The organism is Microvirga zambiensis WSM3693 (assembly GCF_016735695.1).
Classification (GTDB): Bacteria; Pseudomonadota; Alphaproteobacteria; order Rhizobiales; family Beijerinckiaceae; genus Microvirga; species Microvirga zambiensis.
Genome location: NZ_JAERQD010000015.1, coordinates 114,174 through 136,803 on the forward strand (window position 1 = coordinate 114,174; position 22,630 = coordinate 136,803).

Annotated in this window: 22 protein-coding genes; 5 read left to right on the plus strand and 17 right to left on the minus strand. The window is 62.1% G+C overall.

Annotated elements, in window-relative coordinates:
• Nucleotides 1-102: 102 nt before the first annotated feature.
• Complete coding sequence (gene ald / locus JKL46_RS13745) at nt 103-1,227, plus strand: alanine dehydrogenase (protein WP_201833647.1); 1,125 nt, start codon at nt 103-105, stop codon at nt 1,225-1,227.
• Between the two features lie 88 nt (nt 1,228-1,315).
• Here the strand turns inward: ald and JKL46_RS13750 are convergent, their stop codons facing one another.
• The 6 genes from JKL46_RS13750 to JKL46_RS13775 all read right to left on the minus strand — a co-directional run bounded on the left by JKL46_RS13750 (nt 1,316) and on the right by JKL46_RS13775 (nt 7,014).
• Nucleotides 1,316-2,308 (minus strand): tripartite tricarboxylate transporter substrate binding protein, encoded by a 993-nt coding sequence (locus JKL46_RS13750; RefSeq protein WP_201833649.1) that lies wholly within the window; start codon nt 2,306-2,308, stop codon nt 1,316-1,318.
• 21 nt (nt 2,309-2,329) lie between these two features.
• A complete protein-coding gene (locus tag JKL46_RS13755; RefSeq protein WP_201833651.1) occupies nt 2,330-3,139 on the minus strand; it encodes an RraA family protein in 810 nt (269 codons plus the stop codon).
• Between the two features lie 31 nt (nt 3,140-3,170).
• Nucleotides 3,171-4,673: a tripartite tricarboxylate transporter permease gene (locus tag JKL46_RS13760; protein ID WP_201833653.1), complete on the minus strand. Its 1,503-nt coding sequence runs from the start codon at nt 4,671-4,673 to the stop codon at nt 3,171-3,173.
• Nucleotides 4,674-5,135: a tripartite tricarboxylate transporter TctB family protein gene (locus JKL46_RS13765; protein ID WP_201833655.1), complete on the minus strand. Its 462-nt coding sequence runs from the start codon at nt 5,133-5,135 to the stop codon at nt 4,674-4,676.
• 22 nt (nt 5,136-5,157) lie between these two features.
• Nucleotides 5,158-5,928, minus strand: a complete 771-nt coding sequence (locus JKL46_RS13770; protein WP_201833658.1) for an IclR family transcriptional regulator — start codon at nt 5,926-5,928, stop codon at nt 5,158-5,160.
• Between the two features lie 168 nt (nt 5,929-6,096).
• The gene (locus JKL46_RS13775) at nt 6,097-7,014 is read right to left on the minus strand and encodes a LysR substrate-binding domain-containing protein (protein ID WP_201833660.1); all 918 of its coding nucleotides are present in this window, start codon (nt 7,012-7,014) and stop codon (nt 6,097-6,099) included.
• A 114-nt stretch (nt 7,015-7,128) separates the two neighbouring features.
• Between JKL46_RS13775 and JKL46_RS13780 the strand changes: the two genes are divergently transcribed.
• Both JKL46_RS13780 and JKL46_RS13785 read left to right on the plus strand, forming a co-directional pair.
• Complete coding sequence (locus tag JKL46_RS13780) at nt 7,129-7,758, plus strand: FMN-dependent NADH-azoreductase (RefSeq protein ID WP_201833662.1); 630 nt, start codon at nt 7,129-7,131, stop codon at nt 7,756-7,758.
• A gap of 192 nt (nt 7,759-7,950) precedes the next feature.
• A complete protein-coding gene (locus tag JKL46_RS13785; RefSeq protein WP_201833664.1) occupies nt 7,951-8,967 on the plus strand; it encodes an LLM class flavin-dependent oxidoreductase in 1,017 nt (338 codons plus the stop codon).
• A 55-nt stretch (nt 8,968-9,022) separates the two neighbouring features.
• On the opposite strand, the gene JKL46_RS13790 is transcribed toward JKL46_RS13785, so the two are convergent.
• The 10 genes from JKL46_RS13790 to JKL46_RS13835 all read right to left on the minus strand — a co-directional run bounded on the left by JKL46_RS13790 (nt 9,023) and on the right by JKL46_RS13835 (nt 18,719).
• A complete protein-coding gene (locus tag JKL46_RS13790) occupies nt 9,023-9,679 on the minus strand; it encodes a dioxygenase family protein (RefSeq protein WP_201833666.1) in 657 nt (218 codons plus the stop codon).
• Nucleotides 9,680-9,825: 146 nt separating this feature from the next.
• Nucleotides 9,826-10,434, minus strand: coding sequence for an alkylhydroperoxidase domain protein (locus tag JKL46_RS13795; RefSeq protein ID WP_201833668.1), 609 nt, complete (start codon nt 10,432-10,434; stop codon nt 9,826-9,828).
• Between the two features lie 14 nt (nt 10,435-10,448).
• Nucleotides 10,449-11,114: a CMD domain protein gene (locus JKL46_RS13800; protein ID WP_201833670.1), complete on the minus strand. Its 666-nt coding sequence runs from the start codon at nt 11,112-11,114 to the stop codon at nt 10,449-10,451.
• A 35-nt stretch (nt 11,115-11,149) separates the two neighbouring features.
• Nucleotides 11,150-12,196 (minus strand): putative FMN-dependent luciferase-like monooxygenase, encoded by a 1,047-nt coding sequence (locus JKL46_RS13805; RefSeq protein WP_201833672.1) that lies wholly within the window; start codon nt 12,194-12,196, stop codon nt 11,150-11,152.
• Nucleotides 12,197-12,223: 27 nt separating this feature from the next.
• On the minus strand, nt 12,224-13,888 hold the full coding sequence (locus JKL46_RS13810) for a dipeptide ABC transporter ATP-binding protein (RefSeq protein WP_201833674.1): 1,665 nt from the start codon (nt 13,886-13,888) through the stop codon (nt 12,224-12,226).
• Nucleotides 13,885-14,796: an ABC transporter permease gene (locus JKL46_RS13815; RefSeq protein WP_201833676.1), complete on the minus strand. Its 912-nt coding sequence runs from the start codon at nt 14,794-14,796 to the stop codon at nt 13,885-13,887. Before JKL46_RS13815 ends, JKL46_RS13810 begins: the two co-directional genes overlap by 4 nt.
• The gene (locus tag JKL46_RS13820) at nt 14,793-15,737 is read right to left on the minus strand and encodes an ABC transporter permease (protein ID WP_201833678.1); all 945 of its coding nucleotides are present in this window, start codon (nt 15,735-15,737) and stop codon (nt 14,793-14,795) included. Before JKL46_RS13820 ends, JKL46_RS13815 begins: the two co-directional genes overlap by 4 nt.
• 85 nt (nt 15,738-15,822) lie before the next feature.
• The gene (locus JKL46_RS13825; protein ID WP_246529310.1) at nt 15,823-17,412 is read right to left on the minus strand and encodes a TIGR04028 family ABC transporter substrate-binding protein; all 1,590 of its coding nucleotides are present in this window, start codon (nt 17,410-17,412) and stop codon (nt 15,823-15,825) included.
• Nucleotides 17,413-17,733: 321 nt separating this feature from the next.
• A complete protein-coding gene (locus JKL46_RS13830; protein ID WP_201833682.1) occupies nt 17,734-17,979 on the minus strand; it encodes a hypothetical protein in 246 nt (81 codons plus the stop codon).
• 5 nt (nt 17,980-17,984) lie between these two features.
• Complete coding sequence (locus tag JKL46_RS13835; RefSeq protein WP_201833684.1) at nt 17,985-18,719, minus strand: Crp/Fnr family transcriptional regulator; 735 nt, start codon at nt 18,717-18,719, stop codon at nt 17,985-17,987.
• 362 nt (nt 18,720-19,081) lie between these two features.
• Between JKL46_RS13835 and JKL46_RS13840 the strand changes: the two genes are divergently transcribed.
• Together JKL46_RS13840 and JKL46_RS13845 are read left to right on the plus strand one after the other, a co-directional pair.
• The gene (locus JKL46_RS13840; RefSeq protein ID WP_201833686.1) at nt 19,082-20,689 is read left to right on the plus strand and encodes an amidohydrolase; all 1,608 of its coding nucleotides are present in this window, start codon (nt 19,082-19,084) and stop codon (nt 20,687-20,689) included.
• Between the two features lie 157 nt (nt 20,690-20,846).
• A complete protein-coding gene (locus JKL46_RS13845; protein WP_201833688.1) occupies nt 20,847-22,094 on the plus strand; it encodes a M20/M25/M40 family metallo-hydrolase in 1,248 nt (415 codons plus the stop codon).
• Between the two features lie 258 nt (nt 22,095-22,352).
• Here JKL46_RS13845 and JKL46_RS13850 read toward each other — a convergent pair.
• Nucleotides 22,353-22,630 (minus strand): transposase (locus JKL46_RS13850; RefSeq protein WP_201833690.1); only part of this gene is annotated, 278 nt, incomplete at its 5' end.

A 22,630-nucleotide genomic window follows, 5' to 3' on the forward strand; every position in this document is an offset into this window, starting at 1 on the left:
CCAGCGAAAATTGATCCACTTTTCCGCGCGATGCGCTAGCATCGGCTCGGCAACAGAACAACCCACAACGACGCAAGGTCGGAATTTCCGGGAGACGCTCACATGCTGGTCGGGGTGCCGTCTGAGATCAAGGACAACGAAGCCCGCGTTGGGCTCATCCCCTCTTCCGTTCAGGAACTGGTGCATCATGGCCACCGCGTCATGGTCCAGGCCGGCGCGGGACTCGGGTCGGGCTTTACCGACGAGGATTACAGGCTCGCCGGCGCCGAGATCGTCGACGGTCCGGAGAAGATCTTTGCGGATGCCGAGATGGTGGTGAAGGTGAAGGAACCCCAGGCTCAGGAGCGCGAGCGCCTGCGGCCCGGCCAGATCCTGTTCACCTACCTCCACCTTGCGCCGGATCCGGAGCAGACCCGGGACCTCATCGCGTCGAAGGCCGTTTGCATCGCATACGAGACCGTCACCTCGCCCTCCGGCGCCCTGCCCCTCCTGACCCCCATGTCGGAAGTCGCGGGGCGGCTCGCGCCGCAGGTGGGTGCCCATGCCCTCGAAAAGGCGCAGGGCGGGCGCGGGATCCTGCTCGGCGGCGTCCCCGGCGTTCGGGCCGCTTCGGTCGTGATCCTGGGCGGAGGCGTATCCGGCACCCACGCGGCCACGATTGCCGTCGGCATGGGCGCACAGGTAACGGTGGTCGATAGGTCGCCGGATGCTCTGAAGCGCCTTTCGAGCCAGTTCGGCAATGCGATCTCAACGGTCTATTCCACACGCGCCGCCATCGAGAAGCTGGCCCAGGAGGCTGATCTGCTGATCGGCGCGGTGCTTATCCCAGGTGCTGCCGCACCGAAGCTGGTGAGCCGCGAGATCATACGCACGATGAAGAAGGGCTCCGTCGTCGTGGACATCGCCATCGATCAAGGCGGCTGCTTCGAGACCTCGCATCCGACCACGCATTCCGATCCGACCTATGTGGTGGACGGTGTCGTCCATTACTGCGTCGCCAACATGCCGGGCGCGGTCGCCAGGACATCGACGCTCGCCCTGAACAACGCGACGCTGCCGTTCGTTTTGGCTCTCGCGGACAAGGGCTGGCGCATGGCGCTCTCGCAGGATCCGCACCTGCTTGCCGGCCTGAACGTGTGCGACGGCGAGGTGACCTGCCAGCCTGTTGCGGAAGCGCAGGGCCTGCCCTACACGCCGGCCTATGAGATGGTCGGCAGCGGCCAATAGAGGCGGCGGCCGTCGGGCCGCCGCTTCCGTTATTTGACGGACCTTCCGCTCAGGTCGTGAGATTTTCCTCAGCGGAGCGCAGTGCCCGTTACCTCTTGATCAGCCCGACTTCTTCGCTGATGACCCTCAACTGATCTCTCGATTGTTCGATGAGGGCCTGGGTAGCCTTTGCATCCGCATAGGCATAGCCGATGGAGACCGAGCGGTATGCCGTCTTGACGGCCGGATCCGCCATGGTCTGACGCAGGATCTCCTGCCAGCCGTTGGCGATGGTGTCGGGCGTGCCCTTCGGAAGAACCAGCGCACGCCAGACCGAAAGATTGACGTCGTATCCCTGCTCCTTGAAGCTCTTCACGTCGGGCATTCCGTCGAGGGAAGCATCGCCGTTGTGAGCGAGCACCTTCAGCTCGCCCGCATCGATCTGCGCCTTGACCTCGGAGGGATAGAGCAGACCGGCGGAGAGATCGCCGGACAGGATGCCGAGCAGGATCTCGCGGCCGCCCTTGATGGGGATGCGGCGGAACTTGGCGCCCGACACTTTTTCGATCTGGTGCCGATTGTAATCCTGGTTGCCCCAGTTGCCCGACACACCCATCAGAACGCTGTTGGGCTTGGCCTTCGCAGCCTCGATGAACTGCTTCAGGTCCATCTTGCCGTACGGTCCCTTGGCTGCGACGACCAAAAGATTCGGATCGGCTGCGATCTGTCCGATATACCGATAGGTCGTCTCATCGTACTTGATGCTCTCGAGACGATAATTGTCCGTCACCAGCGATGTGGACACCTGCCCGATGGTTTGCCCATTGGGTGCGGCATTCATCATTTCATTATAGGCGACAACGCCACCGCCGCCGGGCTGGTTGACGACCACGATCGGCTTGCCTGCGTATTTCTCCATGACCTGCGCCAGGGCGCGGGCATTGGAATCGTGCCCGCCGCCAGGGCTCGACGGCACGATGAGGGTCACGGGACCGGTCGGCCGCCAATCCTGGGCGGCGGCAGGCGCGCCCCACGCGGCGAGCGCGAGGGCCAGGCCTGCCAGGCCGGCTAGGCCGGCCTTGCTGAATTGGGATTTATGCATCGTTTCCTCCCTCGGGATTCGTTAGTCGTAGCGCTTGCGGAAGAGCGGGCGCAGTTCGCTGATGGGTCGCTTGTTATTGATCAGGTCGCGCATGACGTCTTCGGCCTGCTCGATGGCCTGCGCCTCGGCGATAACCCGGTCCACATGCTCAAAGGGGACCACGCAGATGCCGCTGTCGTCGGCGACGATGAGATCGCCGGCATAGACGACGATGTCGTGCACGGTGACGGGCCCGTTGATCTCGATGGCTTCCATCCGGAACTTGCCGGTGATCGGCGTCGCGCCCTTGGCCCAGACAGGATAGTCGATCTCGCGGATCGCGGTCAGATCGCGCACGGCGCCGTTGACGATGGAGCCTGCGAAGCCCGAGGTCTTCGCGACGGTGCAGGATTGCCCGCCCATGTTCGAGACGTCGAGATTGCCGCCGAAATCTGCAACCAGAATGTCGCCTGGCTCCGAGAGATAATAGACCTCGCGGGTCGACATCTTGATCGGATCCTTGTCGTAGGCTCCTTGCGTCGGCGTCTTGCGCTCGGGAATATTGCGCAGGGTGACAGCCGTTCCGGCGATCTTCTTGCCGGGCAGCAGCGGCGGAAGATGGGTCGAAGCCACGACACCGCGCAGTCCGAGACCGTCGAGGATATCGGAGACGGTGGTCGTCATGTCCTGAAGCGCGAGGTATTGATCGATCGTTGCCTTTGAAACGCGCGGGAACTTGATCCTCTTGATCCGGTCCTGCGGAACCTGACCCCAGATCCGGCCGGCGGCCTTGTACTCGTCGTACTCCTCGGCAAGGGTTTGCGTGGTCGATGTCGCTTGAGCGGCACTCATCCGAATATCTCCTCTTCAGTTGTCGGAATGATCATTCACCCTGGAACGCCTCTTCGCGTCGGCGTCGGAATGACGGCGAGACGAGCAGGACCAGGAGAAAAAGGGCGGTCAGCAGCAGCGCGGCACTGACTGGGCGGGTCAGGAAGGCAGTCGCGTCCCCGGCGGAGATCAGCATGGCCCGGCGGAAATTGCTCTCAAGCAAGGGGCCCAGAACGAAGCCGAGCAGCAGCGGTGCGGCCTCGAAGTTCAGCTTGCTCAGCACATAGCCGAAGACCGCGAAGAACAGCATCACGTAGATCAGGAAGGTGGAATTCTGGATGCTGAAGACGCCGACCGTCACGAAAACGACGATCGCCGGATAGAGAACCCGATAGGGAATCTTGAGCATCTTCACCCAGATCCCGATCAGCGGCAGATTCAGGATCACGAGAATGACGTTTCCGATCCACATGGAGGCGATGAGGCCCCAGAACAGCTCCGGATTGCTGTCCATGACCTTCGGGCCGGGCTGCACGTTGTGAATCATCATGGCGCCCATCAGCAGCGCGGTCGTTGCGTTGGCGGGAACGCCGAGGGTCAGCATCGGAACGAAGGAGCTCTGCGCAGCAGCGTTGTTGGCGCTTTCCGGAGCTGCAACGCCCTCGATCGCACCCTTGCCGAATTCCTGAGGCCTCCGCGACACACGCTTTTCCAGGGTATAGGCCGCGAAGGAGGACAGGAGCGCTCCGCCGCCCGGGAGAATTCCCAGCACCGATCCGAGCAGCGTGCCGCGCGCAATGGCGGGGGCTGCACGCCTGACATCCTCCCGGTCCAGACGCAGGCTGGTGATCTCGGTCGTCACCAGATCGCGGGAGCTCACACGCTCCAGATTCTTGAGAACTTCGGTCAGGCCGAAGACACCCATCGCCACAACGACGAAGTCGACGCCGTCGGAGAGCTCGAAGATCCCGAACGTATACCGCTCGACGCCGGAATTGATGTCGGTTCCGACAATGCCGAGCAGCACGCCGGTCACGATCATCGCAATGGCTTTGACGACGGATCCGGAGGCCAGAACCACAGCGGCGATCAGGCCGAGCAGCATCAGGGAAAAGTATTCCGCGGCACCGAAGCTCAGCGCGACGGATGCGAGGGCGGTCGCGGAGGCCGCGAGCATCAGGGTTCCGAAACAACCGGCGACGAGCGAGCCGATTGCGGCGACGGTGAGTGCCTGTCCGGCGCGACCCTGCCGCGCCATCTGGTAGCCATCGAGGCAGGTGACGACGGAGGATGCCTCACCCGGAAGATTGACGAGAATGGCGGTCGTCGAGCCGCCGTACTGCGCGCCGTAATAGATGCCCGCCAGCATGATCAGAGCCGATGTCGGTTCGAGCGCGTAGGTGACGGGCAGAAGCATCGCCACCGTCGCCACCGGCCCCAGACCCGGCAGAATGCCGATCAGGGTTCCGAGCAGCGCGCCGGCGAAGCAATAAGCGATGTTGGCGGGCGTAAGAGCAACGCCGAAACCTAAAGCGAGATTCGAAAGGAGTTCCATTCAGTTGCTCCACGGAAAAAGCGGCATGGGCATACCGATGGCTTCCACGAACAGGAGCGCGGAAATCGCAGCGAGCAGGACGGCCTCGATGAGGATCTCGCGCATGCGCCGGTCCGGTGCGGCAAGGCCGCTGATGGCGACGACCATCGCGCAGGCGGCCACATAGCCGACATGTCTCAAGGTGAACGCAAAAAGCGCAATGGCGCCCAGTATCAGGATCATCGGCCCGATTGCCCAATTGCCCGAGACGGTCAGACCGGTCGCCTGTGTCGCGGCGCCCTGGACGAGAAGCACTACACCGAGAGCTGCAAGGACGCTGCCGAGCAGCAGGGGAACGAAGCCCGGCCCCATCTCCTCCAGCGTTCCGATCTCGTAGTTTCGGCCGCCGATCAGGAAGAAGGCCGCGATGGCGAGCACAAACAATCCTGACAGCACATCCGTATTCTTCAGTAACTTCGACACGACAGCTCCTCCTGAGCCTGTGTTAGGGAGCCTCGCCGACCCGTGTGCTCAGGTAGCCGGCCTCATCGCGCAGCAATTGGCGGCAGAGCTCGCCCGACCGCTCGTATTCGTCGAGCGGCCCCGCAAGCGTGAGGGCTCCGACGAGCCTCCCGCGGGTGGAGATGACCGGGACGGCGACGGCGAAGGCGCTGCTGGTGGCCTCGCCGAAACTGACGGAGATGCGCTCGCGTGCGATTTCCCCGAGCTGCACAGCAAGGGCTTCCCGATCCGTCACCGTGGTCGGGGTCAGGGCTTCAAGGGCATGTCCATCGAGGACACGGTCTCTCAACGCCTGCGGGCTGAAGGCCAGGAGAACCTTTCCGGTAGCGCCCACATGCAGCGGCCTCACCTGTCCCTCAGGAATGGCGTAGCGCAGGCCCTGCTCGGGCTCCTCGCGGGCAATGACCAGGCGCGCATCACCGCGAACGACGGAGAAGAATGCCGTCGCCTTGGCCTTCTCCGACAGATGCCGCAACCGGGGACGGACGAGGCCGGTCAGGCCGTTATAGGCATCGCGCACAAGCCATCCGAGCCTGAATGCCTTGGGGCCGAGCTCATAGGTGCCCTGGTCCACATTCACGACGATGAAACCGGACGCTTCCAGCGTGCCCAGATATCGCAGGATGCGGCTGCGGGTCAGGCCGGTGCGCTGGTGAAGCTCGCCCAGGCGCAAGCCTTCGGCGCTCTCGAAAGCATCCAGGATTTGCAGAGCGGCCTGAACGGCAGCCACGTGGCGTTCTGTTTCCTTGCCCATGTTTCTATTCTGTAGAAATGATTTCTATTTTTATAAAAATGGAGAGATGCCGGTCGCAGGTCAAGCGGAAAATCGGCCCAATCGTGCGTCACTTTGTTAGGAAGGCAGACTATCTCCGCATCGGCGGAGCGGATGCCAAAGAACTTCCAGAACAAGTGGCATCAGCTCTCATTTGGTTTTCATCAAGCACCGGTCCCATTCAGGCGTGCCTCCGAAACGGTCGACGAGCATGTCGATCAAGACGCGCACCTTGCCTGGAACATAGGAGCCCGGCGGACGCACGACGTAGATGCCATATTCGGGCATCGGATAATCCAGCAGGAGAGGCACAAGCGCACCGCTCTCGATGGCATCGGCAGCCAGGAAAGAAGGTGCGTCTGCAATCCCATACCCTGCGATCGCCCATTGGAGAATCGCTTCCCCGCTGTCGGATCTCAACCGCCCCTCCGGCCGTATCGAGATCAGCCGCTTGCCCGACTGGAACTGCCACTCCGGCACGAGGCGACCGGTGTAGATCAGGCACTCATGCGCCGCGACGTCCTGTGGGCTGTTCGGCCATCCATGGCGGGCTAGGTAATCCGGACTTGCGACAAGAACGGATCGCACCGGTGCAATCCTTCGGGCCACAAGACTGGAATCCCTAAGGGAGCCGATGCGAACCGCAGCATCGAACCGCTCCCCGGTCAGGTCTGCCAAGCGGTCGGTATAGGACACCTCGAGCTCTAGACCGGGATGGAGCCGGACCAGTTCCGTCAGTACGGGGGTGAGGTGCCGCACGCCGAACGACAACGGCGCGGATAACCGGAGGCGCCCGCGCACCGATCGGCCCTGTTCGGCAACGACGTCGCGCGCTACTTCCAGTTCCGCGAGGATCCGGTCACATCGTGCCTTGAACTCGATGCCGGCCTCCGTCGGACTGATGCCGCGCGTGCTTCGGCTGAGGAGGCGGGTGCCGAGGTCGGCCTCCAGCCGCGTGATCCGCCGGCTCAGGATCGATTTGGAAATGCCAAGACGTGCCGCTGCGCGGTTGAGCCCGCCGCTCTCGACGACCTCGACGAAGCTCCTCAGATCCTCCAGATCGATCACGTGGTGTTCCTCCCGGGACAACAGTCTGGTGCTGAATATGCACCTTCTACTGCATCGGATGAAACACTAGGTCTCTGGCATCGCATTGACCAGAAGCCCTGAAGGGATTGTCATATGTCCACAGCTCTCGTGATCACCAGCAGCGCGCTCGGCGACGCCTCCGTCTCCAGCCGGCTCGTTGCGGAAACCGTCGCCCGCCTGCGTTCCCATGATCCCGGCCTCCGAGTCATCACCCGCGATCTTGGCAGCGATCCCATTCCGCACCTGAATTTCGACTCGGCCACCGCCTTGCGTGGAGCGGAGCCCGAGAACGCGGCCCAGGCTGCGGCTCGATCCCTCTCGGACGACTTGATCGCCGAACTCAAGGCGGCCGATACGCTCATCATCGGTGCGCCCATGTACAATTTCGGCATGCCATCGACCCTGAAGGCCTGGTTCGACCACGTGCTGCGTGCCGGCATCACGTTCCGCTACAGCGAGAGCGGCCCTGAAGGCTTGATTGAGGGCAAGCGAGCCGTTGTCATCGTCAGCCGCGGCGGTCTCTACAGCGAAGGGCCGGCGCAAGTCATGGATTCACAGGAGCCGCATCTGCGCAACCTGCTCGGCTTCATGGGCATCACCGATGTGACCTTCCTTCGGGCGGAGAAGCTCGCCTTCGGTCCGGAGGTTCGCGAGCAGGCCATCGATACGGTGCGCCAGCAGTTGGCGGAGACGATTGGTGAGGCCTGCCGCAAGGCAGCCTAGCCAACGCTCGGCTCCGTTAGGGATGGCGGCCATAGTCGCCATCCCCAAGCATGACATCGACGCGGCCATGCCATTTGACGTGCATTTTCCGCTCAAATGACAAAGATCGGCTCATAAGGAGATTCTGCGCGATCGGCCAATCTGCCTGCTATCGTGTCGAATCGACGGAAGGCATTTGCACGGGACCGCTTCATGAAAAAGATCGGCTTTCTCTCCTTCGGACACTGGTCCCCCTCCCCGCAGTCACAGACGCGGTCGGCCCGGGATACTCTCGTCCAGTCCATCGACCTTGCCGTAGCAGCCGAAGAACTCGGCGCGGATGGCGCTTACTTCCGCGTCCACCACTTTGCGCGCCAGCTCGCCTCCCCCTTCCCACTTCTGGCGGCAATCGGTGCCAAGACGAGCCGTATCGAGATCGGTACGGCCGTCATCGACATGCGCTACGAGAACCCTTTCTACATGGCAGAGGACGCGGGCGCGGCCGATCTGATCAGCGGTGGACGCCTCCAGCTCGGCATCAGCCGAGGTTCGCCCGAGCAGGTTATTGATGGCTGGCGCTATTTCGGCTACGCGCCCCAAGAGGGCCAGAGCGATGCCGATATGGGCCGCCGACATGCGGAAGTGCTCCTCGACATCCTCAAGGGCGAGGGCTTTGCCGAGCCGAACCCCCGTCCGATGTTCCCCAACCCGCCCGGACTGCTACGCCTTGAGCCGCATTCGGAGGGACTGCGCGAGCGCATCTGGTGGGGCTCCGCGTCCAATGCGACTGCAATTTGGGCCGCGCAGCATGGCATGAATCTCCAGAGCTCGACGCTGAAGGAGGATGAGACAGGCGAACCCTTCCACGTCCAGCAGGCCAAGCAGATCCGCCGCTACAAGGAAGCGTGGAAAGAGGCAGGGCATGCCCGCGAGCCACGCATATCCGTCTCGCGCTCGATCTTCGCACTCGTGGATGATCGCGACCGCGCCTATTTCGGGCACGGCAAGGACAACGACCAGATCGGCATCATCGACAACATGCGCGCGATCTTCGGCCGTTCCTACGCTGCGGAGCCGGACAGGCTCGTGGACGAGCTCAAGACGGACGAAGCGATTGCAGAGGCCGACACGCTGCTTCTGACGGTGCCGAACCAGCTCGGCGTCGACTACAATGTGCATGTGATCGAGGCCATCCTGAAGCATGTCGCTCCGGCATTAGGCTGGCGGTGACGTTTCCGCAGGCACGCAGATCGAGTCGAGCTGCAGCCCGCAAGCAGAGCCAAGCCTATGCCGCCACGACAATATCGAAATGTCCTTGAAGCGCGCCCGGCTCGGATAGCTGCCCGGAAGCCAACGGCACGATCACGCTGTTTCGCGCCAGAGGATCACGGATGCGGTTGAGGACCCCGTCCCGTGCATTCAGGGGCTCGCCCTCGATATACATTTGTGTGACCAGACGTCCCTGCCCTGGCACATGCACGGCAAAATGAATGTGCGGCGTCCGCCCCGGATAAGGCACCGGTCGAATGGTGCGGAACCTGTATAGCCCCTGTTCGTCCACCTGCGTGCGACCATAGCCCTGGAAGGCATGGTCGATGCGTCCCTGACCGCCGGCACGAGGGTGGCGATAGATGCCATTGGCATCGCACTGCCAGATCTCCACCACGCTTCCGGGCTTTGGCTGCCCACGAGTATCCAGCACACGTCCCGACACATGGATCACTTGGCCAAGCGCCTGAGCGGCCTGACCCGTGACGCGCACCAGATCGCTGTCCATGTCCGGCGGGAACTCGACGGGATAGAAGGGTCCTTCCGTCTGCCCTGGTGTGGGGACCAGCGCGGCCGCGAACAGAGCCCTCGGGGTTATGGCAGAGACCGATAAGATTGCTGTCCTAATCAGTAGAGAACGTCGATCAAGACGGAGAGCGGGATAGTCGGTCATCGCAGAACTCCAGGCCCAGATCACCGAAGGGCAGCATAGACCGCTTGCGCCTTCAGGCCAGCTCATCGCCTCTCACATCGCACGAACGTGATGAGGCTTCGAGATGACCGTTCGGTCCGAACTGGTCCGATCCTCCGAAAATCGCTCTAGGAGCTGACCGGGGGTGTCGGCTCGCCAAGGGAGAGCATCAACCGGTTCGCCCAGTTGAAAAAGGATGCGCCGTTGATGACATCCACGATCTCCGCGTCGCCGAGCCCCGCGACACGTAGCGCCTCGATTTGCCTGCTGCCAAATTCGATCGGCGTGTCCGTCAATGTCACCGAGGCTGCAACGATCGCGTTCCAGCGACCATCGATATCCACATCGACGCCTTCGTCGAGCAAGCGCTGAACGTCGGCGCCCCGCTTGGAAAATTGCGTCGCAAAACGGGAATGGACGGAAGCGCAGAAGATGCAGCCGTTGGATCGCGAGGTGGCCGTGGCTGCGAGTTCGCGCTCGGCCCGGGGAAGGCCGTTGCTCGTGTTGTAGAAGATGTCCTTATCCGTCTTCGTTCTGGCCTGCAGGATATCGGGATCGCGGGCGAGCAGGAGGAAGTATGGCGACTTGGCGCGAGACGCATCGACGAGGCCGGCCCAGTGCCGCTCGGTGAGCTGTTCCGCAGGAAACGGCTCCAGCCAGGGCAGCCAGCCCAATTCCTCCTGCGTGAATGCGGTGGGCTCGCGATTTTCGGGATGGGATAAGGTTGTCTCGGTCATGGAAGTGCCCCTTCTCAAACGGTTCCGGACGCAAGAACGCCCGTGAATATCTGCGTATGATCGGCGTCGGCATTCTCGACCGCAGACGCACCCGCCAGGGCGCGCAGGCCTGCGACAACGCGAATCTGGAAGGACAGGAACGCGACGAGCTGCGACAGGGTCACCACATCGGTGGTAGACCATCCGGCATCTAGCAGCCTCTGCAGCGCGGCCGGACTTGCGTCGCGGGGATGGAAGACGAGCAGATGGGCATGCTGCAATCCGGCAACAAGCCGGGATCCAAGACGCTCCCTGTTGTCCGCGGAGACCTGGTACTCCGGCCCCTCCTCATCCTCGACCGTGAGAGGACCTTGCGGATAGCGACCATAGGGGCCTGTCACGGAACCCCGGGCAATCTCCGACCTGATGGCATCGGTGAGCCTCGGATGTCCGAGCTTTTGCAAGGATGCCGCATAGAAATCCGTCACATGGGCTTGCCGGTGCAGCCCTGCCACGAACGTGGCGATGGCATAGCGCTCGATGGCCGTGACATGGCCGGGGACCTCCGGCTCGAAGAGCGCCAGAAAACTCCTCTGCGCATTCTCCCGGGCCTGGGGTCGCTGATCACGCAATCTGTCGAGGCTGGACCCCGGCTGGATCCCGGCAAGATGATCGATCACGTCCGATATGATTGTGCTCATGGTTTTCTCACATTCAGGTTGTTGGCGTGATTGGTTCAGCGCACGAGGGCAACGCGCTTTTCAGTTTTGGCTGCAGGCTTCTGCCAGCCGAGAGCCGGAGCGACCTCGCTTGCGATCAATTCGATCGACCGCAGGATGTATTCATGCGGCGGGTCGATCGAATGGACCTGGAACACGAGGTCGGTCACCCGCGGCAGAGTGGTATCCCGGCTGAGACTCTCGATCACGTCCTTGGGTGTGCCCACATGCGTGTCGAGAGCCGCGATGATGTCCATCAGGGTGTCACCGGGGATCACGTGCCCCTTGGCGGCGAAATCGGTCACGACACGACGCAACCCCTTTTCGGCGAGACGCAGGGCCTCTTCCCTGCTGTCCGCGACGAACAGCGAGCGCGAGGCGACGATACGCGGCTCCCGGCCTTCCGGCAGCGCCTCGAGATAGGCATCGATGATAGGATGCTGGATATCGGCGAGAGTTGCCCCGGGCGCATCCTTCGGTCGCGGCTGAGTACGCGAGAGCATGAGGCCGTCACCAGCCTTGCCGGCGCGGATCCCGCCCCCGACGGAAAAGGTCGCCTGCCAGACGCGATCATTGAGGTCCGGCGCGGACGGGTAGAGAGAATCCCCGCCCTCGAAGCGCCCGCCGCTCCAGGCGTTCCGCAGAACCGCGAGATGCCGCTCATAGATTTCGGAGCGGCTGGCGCTGTCCAGGCCGAAGGCCGTGAAGGACGAGGGCGTTCCGCCGGTTCCGACGCCGACCTCAAGACGACCGCTGGACAAAAGGTCCAGCACGACCGCATCTTCCGCCACCCGAACGGGGTTTTCGAGCGGCAGGGTAATGATTCCCGTGCCAAGGCGAATGCTCGAGGTTCGCGCCGCCACATGGGACAGGAAAACAAGGGGCGAAGGAAGCCCGCCTTCCGCCTCATGGAAATGGTGCTGGGCAACCCAGGCCGAGTCGAAACCCCACCGCTCCGCATGGATGATCTGCTCAGCCGCGAGGCGATAACGCTCGCCTGCGCTTGCCTCGTCCAGCAGGCGGGTGAAGAAGCCGAGCCTTTTGGGCTGCGAGGATATTGCCATCGATTTGCTCCGCTTGATCTTCTGCAATTAGTGCTGGCCGATGCCGCGTTGTCCGGGAATCGCGCTGATGAGTTCGCGCGTGTAGGAGCTGCCCGGTCGCAGGAACACATCTTCGACGGGGCCGCTGTCGACCTGGCGGCCATTGTGCAGGACCGAGACTGTATCCGAGATCTGGCGGACCACTGCGAGGTCGTGAGAGATGAAGAGATAGGTCAGCCCAAGGGCCTGCTGCAGTTCGTCGAGAAGCGCCAGAATCTGCGCCTGCACCGTGACGTCGAGGGCCGAGACGGCCTCATCCAGCACCAGTACCTGAGGATCGAGCACCAGCGCGCGGGCAATGGCAACGCGCTGCCGCTGCCCTCCGGAAAGGGCGCGTGGCTTGCGGGCCAGGACCGATTGAGGAAGACCGACCCGCTCGAGAATGGCATGAACCTTCTTCGCCCGGTCCTCCCGAGGCAAGGGATCGAAGTTCAGCAGCGGCTCCTCGACGATCTGGAAGATGGTCTGCCGCGGATCGAGCGAAGCGAAGGGATTCTGGTAGACCAGTTGAATCGTCTTGCGGAACTGGCGCAGGTTTTCCCCGCGCAGAATGGTGACATCGATGCCGTCGACGAGGATGCGCCCCGATGTGGGCTTCTGAAAGCCGACGATGCTGCGCGCGGTCGTCGTCTTGCCCGAGCCGGATTCGCCGACGATGGCGTGGGTGGTTCCCCTCTTGACAGTGAAGGACACGCCATCCACCGCACGGAATACTTCCCGGTTTCCGCCTATGGAAAAGTCCTGCACGAGGCTTTCGACCGCGATGGCATCGTCGCTCCCGCTGATAAGCGGGGATCTGATGCGAGGAACGGCGCGAGCCTTGCCGAGAGAGGGAGCATCGGCGAGGAGCTTGCGCGTATACTCACTGCGTGGGAAGGCCAGAACTTCGGCGGTCGGGCCCTGCTCCTGGATACGCCCGCCTTTGAGCACTACGATGTGATTGGCCCGGTCGGCCGCGACGCCCAGATCGTGCGTCACCAGCAGAACGGCCGTGCCGTATTCGCGGCGCAGTTCATCGATCAGGTCGAGGATGCGCTTCTGCACCGTCACATCGAGCGCGCTGGTGGGCTCGTCAGCGATGATCAGGGCCGGCCGCAGGGCGATCGCGATGGCGATCAGGACGCGCTGACGCATGCCGCCCGACAATTCGTGCGGATACTGCTTGGCGCGCAGCTCTGGTTGAGAGAGGCCGACGCGTGTCAGAAGCTCGATCACGCGCGCGTCGATCTCTGCCCTGCTGCCCTGTCGGTGGATTTGGAGCACTTCGGCGACCTGGGCCCCGATGGTCTTGACCGGGTTGAGTGAACTCGTCGGATCCTGCGGGATCAGGCTGATCCTGCTGCCGCGGATCGTATCGAGCTGCCTCTGCGACCAGCCCGCAATGTCAGTGCCATTCAACCTGACGGCACCGGCCTCCACGCGGCCGTTCTCTGCCAGAAGCCCGATCACCGCCTGCGCGGTCGTGGTCTTTCCGGAGCCCGACTCGCCGACGAGAGCCACGACTTCGCCCGGCCGCACCAGGAGACAAACCTCATGGACGACCCGCTGAAATCCGTCACTGCCGCGATAGCCCACGGCGAGGTTGCTGATCTCGAGAAGCGGCAGTTTCGGAACATCGGCAGGCACCGGCCGGATATTGATCGCGGTGGTCATGCTGTCACCTTTCCGAAGGACTGGCTGATGCGGTTCGCAGACAGGACGACAAGGATCACTACGATTCCCGGAACAGTCGTCAGCCACCAGGCGCGCGCGATGTAGTTCCGCCCCTCGGCAATCAGCAGGCCCCATTCCGGCGTCGGCGGAGGCGCGCCGTAGCCGAGAAAGCCCAACGTGGAGATCGTCAGGATCGCCCATCCGAGCTGTAGCGCTGCGAAGGCGATCACGGACGTGAGCGAATTCGGCAGGATGTGGCGCAGCAGCACGCGGCCGAACGTTCCGCCGCTTCCGAAGGCCGCCTCCACATAATCGCTGGCGCGGACCCTCACCACCTCGGAGCGGGCAAGGCGCGCGAAACTGGCGATGGAGGTCACGCCGACGGCAATGGCGGCGTTGAGAATGCCAAACCCCAAGAGGATGACGATGCTGAGCGACAGGAGAAGCTGCGGAATCGACAGCAACACATCGACACCGCGCATGATAGCCCCATCGATCCTACCACGGGCAGATCCCGCAACGATGCCGAGCGTCGTGCCGACCACGAGGCCGACGCCGACGGCCACGAAGGCACCCGAGAGCGAATTGCCGGCGCCATAGATGATGCGGGCCAGAAGATCACGTCCAAGTGCATCGGTGCCGAGCCAATGCTCGGCATTCGGCGCGCGCAACTGCTGGCGGGCGACACCGACCGTGGCGCTGTAGCTGGTGAACCATTGCGGAAACAGTGCCCAGAGCACGACGATCGCCATGACGAACCAGGCCAACACCAGGCCGGGCTGAAGGCCTTTGACGACCTTCAGCCAAGCTGCGCCAGAGACGATACGCCTCGATGGGGGAGATGGGCTCTTGAGAATATCCGCATCGTCGCGCAGCAGGCTGCGCCCGATCGTGTTCAGGCCGGTCATGCGAGAGCTCCTTGTCTCGCTCTCAGGCGAGGATCGAAAACGGGATAGAGCAGGTCCACCGTGAGATTGATGAGTACGAAGGCCGCAGCCGAGAACACGACAATCGCCTGCAGAACCGCGATATCCTGATCGTTGACGGAGCGCTGGGTCAGCCCGCCGAGGCCGTTGAGACCGAACACCGCTTCCGTGACTACCGCACCGGCCAGAAGCTCGCCGAAGAGGATGCCGGCGATGGTGAGAGTCGGCAGAACCGCATTCTTCGCCACATGCTTCCACAACACCCAGCGATGGGAGGCGCCCTTGGCACGGGCGACCGCGACGAAGGGCTCCGTCAGCACCTGGTCGATGTTGCGCATGAGGATCTGGGCAAGCGGCGCCGAAATCGGAACGGCCAACGTGAGCACGGGGAGGATCAGAGCCTGCCAGGGTCCCGGGTTGATGACGGGAATGAGCTTGAGCTGAAACGAGAAGACCTGGATCAGCAGGATTCCCAGCCAGAAGACCGGCGTGGAGATGAAGAGCGACGGGATCGACTGAATGAACGAGCGCAGCCACGAAAACGGCGACAATGCCGAGAGCGCGGCAAGGATGACCGCAACGACGACCGATAGCAGAAAGCCGAGCGTTGCAAGCCAGAGGGTCGGCGGCAGGTTGGCAAGTATCAGATCGCCGACAGGCACGCCCGCATGAATGGAATAGCCGAAACGTCCGGTGAGGAAATTCGCGACGGTGTGAAGATACTGCATCCAGAGCGGGCTGTCGGCCGCATAGGAAGCGCGGATATCCGCGATCTGCTCAGGCCCTAAGCCGAGCTCGGGATTGAGGAACTTGATGAGAATAGCATCGCCCGGCAAAGCCTGCAGCAGGATGAATGAAACGGTGAACGCGGCCCAGAGCACGAGGGCCGCCTGCCCGATCCTTCCAATCACGTAGCGCGACATGGGAGCTTCCTGTCCGATCATCGAGAGGTTCCACGAAGCCGGCCGGATATCGTTTCCGCGATGCCCGGCCGGCTCCATGCAATCCTTAGCGGCGGGGCGCCAGCCAGGTGCTGTAGAAGCTGGGACGACCGACAGCCTCGAAGGACACGCCCTTCACGTAAGGGGCGGCGGCAAAGGCCTGGGGCTCCTCGAAGATCGGGATCGCATAGGCCTGGTCGACCACGTAATTCTGGACTTCACCTGCGATGGCAAGGCGCTTGGTGCGGTCGGGCTCGGAGGCGAGCTGATCGAGGAGTGCATTCAGCCGCTCGTCGACGAAGGACTGCACCTTGTCGCTGTTGCCGCCCTTCTGCAGGAGGACATTGCGGTTCGTCGGGTAATACTGGCTCTTGATCACGTCGGGATCGGCGCGACCGACCATCGCGGGCGAGACAGGTGCCTTAGATGGATCGAGATTGTTCACGACCGCGCTGCCCGAGTCGGCTGTGAGAACGTTGAGCTTCACGCCGATCTTTTCCCATTGCTGCGCAACCAGCTGCAGCGTCTCCTTGTTCTGCGGCTGCGGCAGGGACTCGTAGGCCGACAGTTCGAGCGCCTGGCCATCCTTCTGCCGCCGGCCATTCGCGCCGACCTTCCAGCCTGCCTCGTCAAGCAGCTGCTTGGCCTTCGCAAGGTCGTAGGACAGTTTCGGCGAGAGATCGACATAGCCGAGCGCCGTCTTGGCGATGATCGACGTCGCCTTCGGATAATTGTCAGAGAACAGGGTCGCAACGATCTCGTCCGTGCTGGTGGCCTGCAGCAGCGCACGGCGAACGCGGACATCGGCGACGAGCGGATTATCGGGACGGAAGACGACGCTGTTGTTCACACCGCGGGTCGAAGGCGCGTAGATCAGATATCCCTCATCCTCGACCTGCTTTTCGTCATAGGCCTGGATCTGTCGAATGACGTCGGCCTGCCCCGCCACCAGGGCGCCGATGCGCACGCTGTCTTCCGGGGTGATGAGATACTTGATCTCGTCGAGATAGGCGCGGCCCTGATGCTCGAGTTTGGCCGGTCCCCAATTGTAGTCAGGACGTGCCTTCAGCGTGAGTTCACGCCCAAGCGTCTCGCTGGCAACGACGAAGGGGCCGGAGCCGATGATCTTCGTGGCATCGCCCAGCGTCTCATAAGGCAGCGCAAGCGTCTTCAGGGAAACGAGCCCGGAGCCGATCACGGAGGTGCCCTGCAGGAATCCGGGCGACGGCTTCTTGAAAGTGAACTTGACCGTCTGCGGGTCGATGACCTCGCTGCGGTCGTAGTTGTTGATGACCTCCGAGATCGGCAGCTTCAGATCCTTGTTGCCGCGTCCGAACGTGTCGTAGTTCTTGGCCACGGCGGCCGCATCGAGCGGTGTGCCGTCGGAAAACGTCACGCCCTTTCGGATCTTGAAGGTGTATTCCGTCGCATCGGCATTGACCGACCACGATTCAGCGATCCATGGCTCGATCTCGAGCGTCTTCGGATTCTGATAGGTCAGCTTGTCGGTGATCTGATTGAGGATGCCGCCGTTGGGATAGAATCCGCCTGCCGGCGGATAGAGGTTGGTGTGGGCCTGCTGCTCGAGATAGACCAGCGAGCCACCTTTCACAGGCGCACCCTCGGCCCCTGCGCCCAATGCGCCGCTGCTCCACATCGGGGAACCTGTCAGGAACGTGGCTCCCACCAAGGCCGCGAGGCCGAAATTGCGTCTGAAGCGAGTTTGGAACGTCACGATAAATCCCCTGCGCAATCGAGCTTCGAGCTGAACGATCGGTGGATTATCGCGAGGGAACGTTCGGAAAATCAATTGGAACGTTCTTTTTTTAGAACGCGCCAAACGAGCTGTATCTTCTCCTGAATGACCTTATGGGAGAATTTTGTTCCAGATCCTGGTTCCGAGGCACAGCACCGCTGCCATCCGAGACGTTGGGGCCGCCCTGCGCGACCATCGCCGGTATTGGAACCACGGAACGGCTCAGTTCTGATGGACCAGTCGCTGGTTGATCCAAACCTGCGCAGTCTCGAGATTGGCGAAGGTTGGATGACTGATGCCGCCCAGTCGGCCGAAGCCCGCCTCCAGAAACCATTGCCCCGGTGCAATCTCGTTCTGCTCTGACAATCGGGTCAGCACGGCCACAAGCCGCCGATTTCCGTTGAAGACCAGCATGCCTTCCTCGTCGTACTCCGTAGCCACCCGCACGGACTGAAACGTCAAGGTCATGCTGATCAATCCTGCCGGAGATGAAGGTAGAGCGGGTCGAAGTCGCCTGCCTCTTTCAACTTCTGCCAGTCAGGAACGTTCACCTGCGTTCCCGAGGTCCGGATCAGGCCGTTGGCCCGCAATTCCTGAAGGATCCGATTGACATGGACATTGCTGGCACCGATGGCATCCGCCAGTTCGGTCTGGGTGATCGGCAGATCGAATGTATCGTCTTCTGCCAGGCCAACCGCGCTCAAGCGCACCTGGAATTCGCACAGGAGGTGGGCCATGCGGTTGTAGGCCTCTCGCCTGCCGATGCCGGTCATCCACTCGCGGAAGATGGAGGCATCGACCAGGGTCTCGCGCCAGAAAGCGGCACTAATTCGAGGGTATCGGTCGCAGATCTGGATCAGGGCCTCGTGCTGAATGAAGCCTATCGTGCATGGCGTGACCGTCGCCATGCTGGTATCCATCACCTTCAGGTGCAGGCTGTGCAGGTCCGGCATATCGCCGGGCACATGAAAGGCCACGATCTGGCGCTTGCCCTCGGCGGTCAGCTTGTACACGCAGGTGAACCCCGCCACGAGCAGGAAGGAGTGTGATGGCCGGTCACCGACGCGCACGATATCTGAATCGGTCTTCAGGCTTGTGACCTGAATCGGCAAGCCCCTCAGGGCCTGCTTCTCCTCGTCGGAGAGCGAGACGATACTCTCCAGTTTGCGGATCATCAGATTGTGGGATGCAGAAGGACGCACGGTCATGAAAGCGGTTCCATAGAAAGGCGTGTCGAGGTCACTTTCAGCACCAAGCCTAAGGATCGATCCTCTGGGGTGAGAAGCCGTTCAAGCCCGACCGTTTTGTCCAACGCCAGTCCGACGATCAACCACCTTCCCAGGCGACCGGAGCGCATTGGCCAGGCTGGCCGTCGTCTTAGAAAGACTTATCCCAATTCCACCGCAACATAGTAAAACGTGCAACAGAAAGAGTAGTTCCACGTGAAGTCATGAATATAACGGATGACTGATCTGCGCCCTGCGCCGAAGCTTGGTTGCGCTGGATCTGATCGTATAGCGACTGCGCCATCCGATTTGCCGGCGCCAATTCAATGACCCGGGAGGATCTCATGAAACATGGTTTGCTGCCCAGTGTGTTGCTCACAGCCTTGCTCGCCACCGCCGCGCCTGTCGCTGCGCAGACGGCCGCGCCGAGCGCAACGCTTGTGGAACGGATCGCGGAACTCAAGAAGCAAGCCATCCAGGGAGTCGAGGCGCGCGCGAAACTCGCCCAGGAGATGAACGATTCGATCTTCAGCTTCGGTGAATTGGCGTTCCAGGAATTCGAGACCTCGAAATACATCACCGACATTCTCGAGAAGAACGGCTTCACTATTCAGAAGAACGTCGCTGGCCTGCCGACGGGATGGGTCGCGAAATGGGGTTCGGGCGGTCCGGTGATCGCGCTCGGCAGCGATATCGACTGCATCCCGAAAGCATCCCAGAAACCGGGCGTCGCCTATCGTGACCCCATGATCGACGGAGCGCCGGGACATGGCGAGGGCCACAATTCCGGCCAGGCCCTGAATGTCGTCGCGGCACTTGCCTTGAAGGAGATCATGGAACGCGACAAGATCCCCGGAACCATCATGCTCTGGCCGGGCGTCGCCGAGGAGCTTCTTGGCGGCAAGGCGTATATGGTCCGGGACGGCGTGTTCAATGGCGTCGACGCGGTGCTCTTCACCCATGTCGGCAACAATCTCCAGACGACCTGGGGCCAGCCCAACGGTACGGGCATGGTCTCGGTCGAATACACGTTCCAGGGCGAGTCTGCCCATTCGGCCGCGGCGCCGTGGAGGGGACGTAGCGCGCTCGACGGCGTCGAACTTATGAACATCGCCTGGAACATGCGCCGCGAGCACCTGCGCCCGGAGCAGCGGTCGCATTATGTGATCCCGGACGGCGGCGACCAGCCCAACGTCGTGCCTTCGGTCGCCCGCGTCTGGTACTTCATCCGCGAGATGGATTTCGAGAACATCCGCAAGAATTTCGAGGTCGCGAACACTATCTCCGAGGCCGCGGCGAAGATGACGGATACCACCGTCAGCCGGCAGGTCATCGGCACGGCAGCGCCGCGCCACTTCAACAAACCGATTGCGGAAGCCGCCTACTCCAACATCCAGCAGGTCGGCCTGCCGCAATGGAACGACGATGAGCAGGCCTTCGCCAAAGCGGTCCAACGCACCGTCAAGGGCAAGGAGGAAGGACTTGCAACCGAGTTGAAGAAGCTCGAGCCGCCCGTGGACAAGCCGGAAAGCGGCGGCTCCGACGATATCGGCGATATCTCGTGGACGGTTCCGACGATCACCCTGAACTATCCGTCGAACATTCCCAACCTTCCCGGCCATCACTGGTCGAACGCGATGTCGATGGCGACGCCGATCGCGCATAAGGGCGTCGTCGCGGGCTCGAAGGTGATCGCGATGACGGTCATCGATCTGCTGGTGCAGCCGCAGCTCCTGGTACAGGCGAAGGACTACTTCGCCAAGGACCAGCAGAAGAATCAGAAATACGTACCGATGATCTCGGCCACCGACAAGCCGCAGGTGCAGATCAACGCCGATATCATGGCGCAGTATCGGCCCGAGATGAAGAAATACTATTACGATCCATCGAAATACGCCACCTATCTCGACCAGTTGGGCATCAAATTCCCAGTCCTGGAAAAGAAGAACTGAGTCCTGCAACCCCTTCAACGACTTGGCGCAGGGGATGATTACCCGCTCAAAGGGAATCTCCCTGCGCCTTCTCAGGTCAAATAAATCAATCACCAAAGGAGGAAGTATCGTGCACCCGATCTCAAGGGCATTCTTGTCTGCGCTGGCTGTCGGAACGATGGCTGCGGGTTCTGCCTTGGCGCAGGAGGCTACGCCAGCCCATACAGAAACCGTCAAGCGCGTCATGGACAGCCCATCGTTCAAGACAGCCGTCGACGCACTGCAGAAAGATCACGACCGCTGGGTCGGTGAGGTGATCAAGCTTACGGAAATCCCAGCCCCGCCCTTCAAGGAGGAGGCTCGCGCCAAGGCCTATGCGGAGATGCTCAAGGCCCACGGTCTGAGCGATGTCGAGATCGACGAAGAAGGCAATGCCATGGGCGTGCGGAAAGGCACTGGCGGTGGGCCGCTGGTGGTCGTCTCCGCCCATCTCGACACCGTTTTTCCCGAAGGAACCGACGTCAAGGTCAAGCGCGAGGGAACGCGTCTTCTGGCTCCCGGCGTGGGCGACGACAGCAGTGGCCTTGCCACTCTGCTCAGCATCGTGCGTGCCATGGACGCCGCCGGGATCAAGACCAAGAGCGACGTCGTCTTCTTGGGCGACGTTGGTGAGGAGGGGCTCGGCGATCTGCGCGGCGTTCGCTACTTCTTCACGAAAGGCAAATACAAGGATCAAGCCAAGTATTTCTTTTCCCTCGACGGCGGCGGCACGACCCGGATCACCAATTGTGGCGTCGGCTCGAAACGCTATCGGGTGACCTACAAGGGACCGGGCGGGCATAGCTTCGGCGCCTTTGGCCTCGTCAACCCCATGACGGCCTTGGCTCAGACGGTCGTCGAACTCTATAAAGTCCAGACCCCGACCAGGCCTAAGACCACCTATTCGGCAAGCGTCGTGCAGGGTGGAACCTCGGTCAACGCCATACCGAACGAGGTCTGGATGGAATTCGACATGCGCTCCGAGGACGCAAAAGAGTTGGACCGCCTCGAGAAGCGTTTCCTTGCGATCGTGAATCAGTCCCTTGAGACGGAGAACTTCGCGCGGTCGACGAAGGAAGGAACAATCACGGCCGACATCAAGCTCGTGGGTGACCGACCGGCGGGACGCACAGATGAGAAAACGGATCTGGTGCAGCTCACCACCGCCGCCTTCGTCGCGAACGGCAGCAAGCCGACCTATGAGTGCGGCTCGACCGACTCCAACATGCCGATGAGCCTGAACATTCCGGCGCTGACCATCCCGCGGGTCGGCAAGTCCGAACGCTCTCACTCGCTCGATGAATGGATCGATACCGAACCCGAAAGCAACCATGCAGTGAAGAAGACCGTGCTCACGACCGTTCTGGCAGTGGCTGGCGCGCAATAACGGCAAAAGGGGCCGGGTGTACGCACCCGGCCCGATCTTTCGCACTATTCACATCGAGGCAACAAGAAGTTGTTCTGACGATGGCGAGCCTCTCGCAGAGGCTTGGTCAGCGAAGCTTGGCGCCCTCCCGAGACCGTGTCCTTTCGAAGCAAGGATATCGCACCTGACTGCGACATCCTTGCACAGTTCACCGGCCATGTAGGCTCGGAACGGAAATGGGGTGCGACCTGTTACTGATCCGGCTTGGGTGAACTTGAACTATGCGGCATAGCGGAATGACGGATGCCCAAAGTAGCTGCGGATTCGGCCGGGCAACTTGGCGAGCCGACGCATGTGGCTGATGACGGTACGCTTGAGTTCAGGCTTGCCCCGGGCGGGCGGCTTGCGGGTCACAGCCTGCTTCAGGTCAGCGTTCAGACCCTCGTCCGGGTTCAACTCCGGACTGTAGGAGGGCAGGGAGAAGACCTCGATCTGCTCCGTGCGCGCGGCCAACCAGTCTCGCACCGCCTTGGCCCGATGCACCGGCAGGTTGTCCC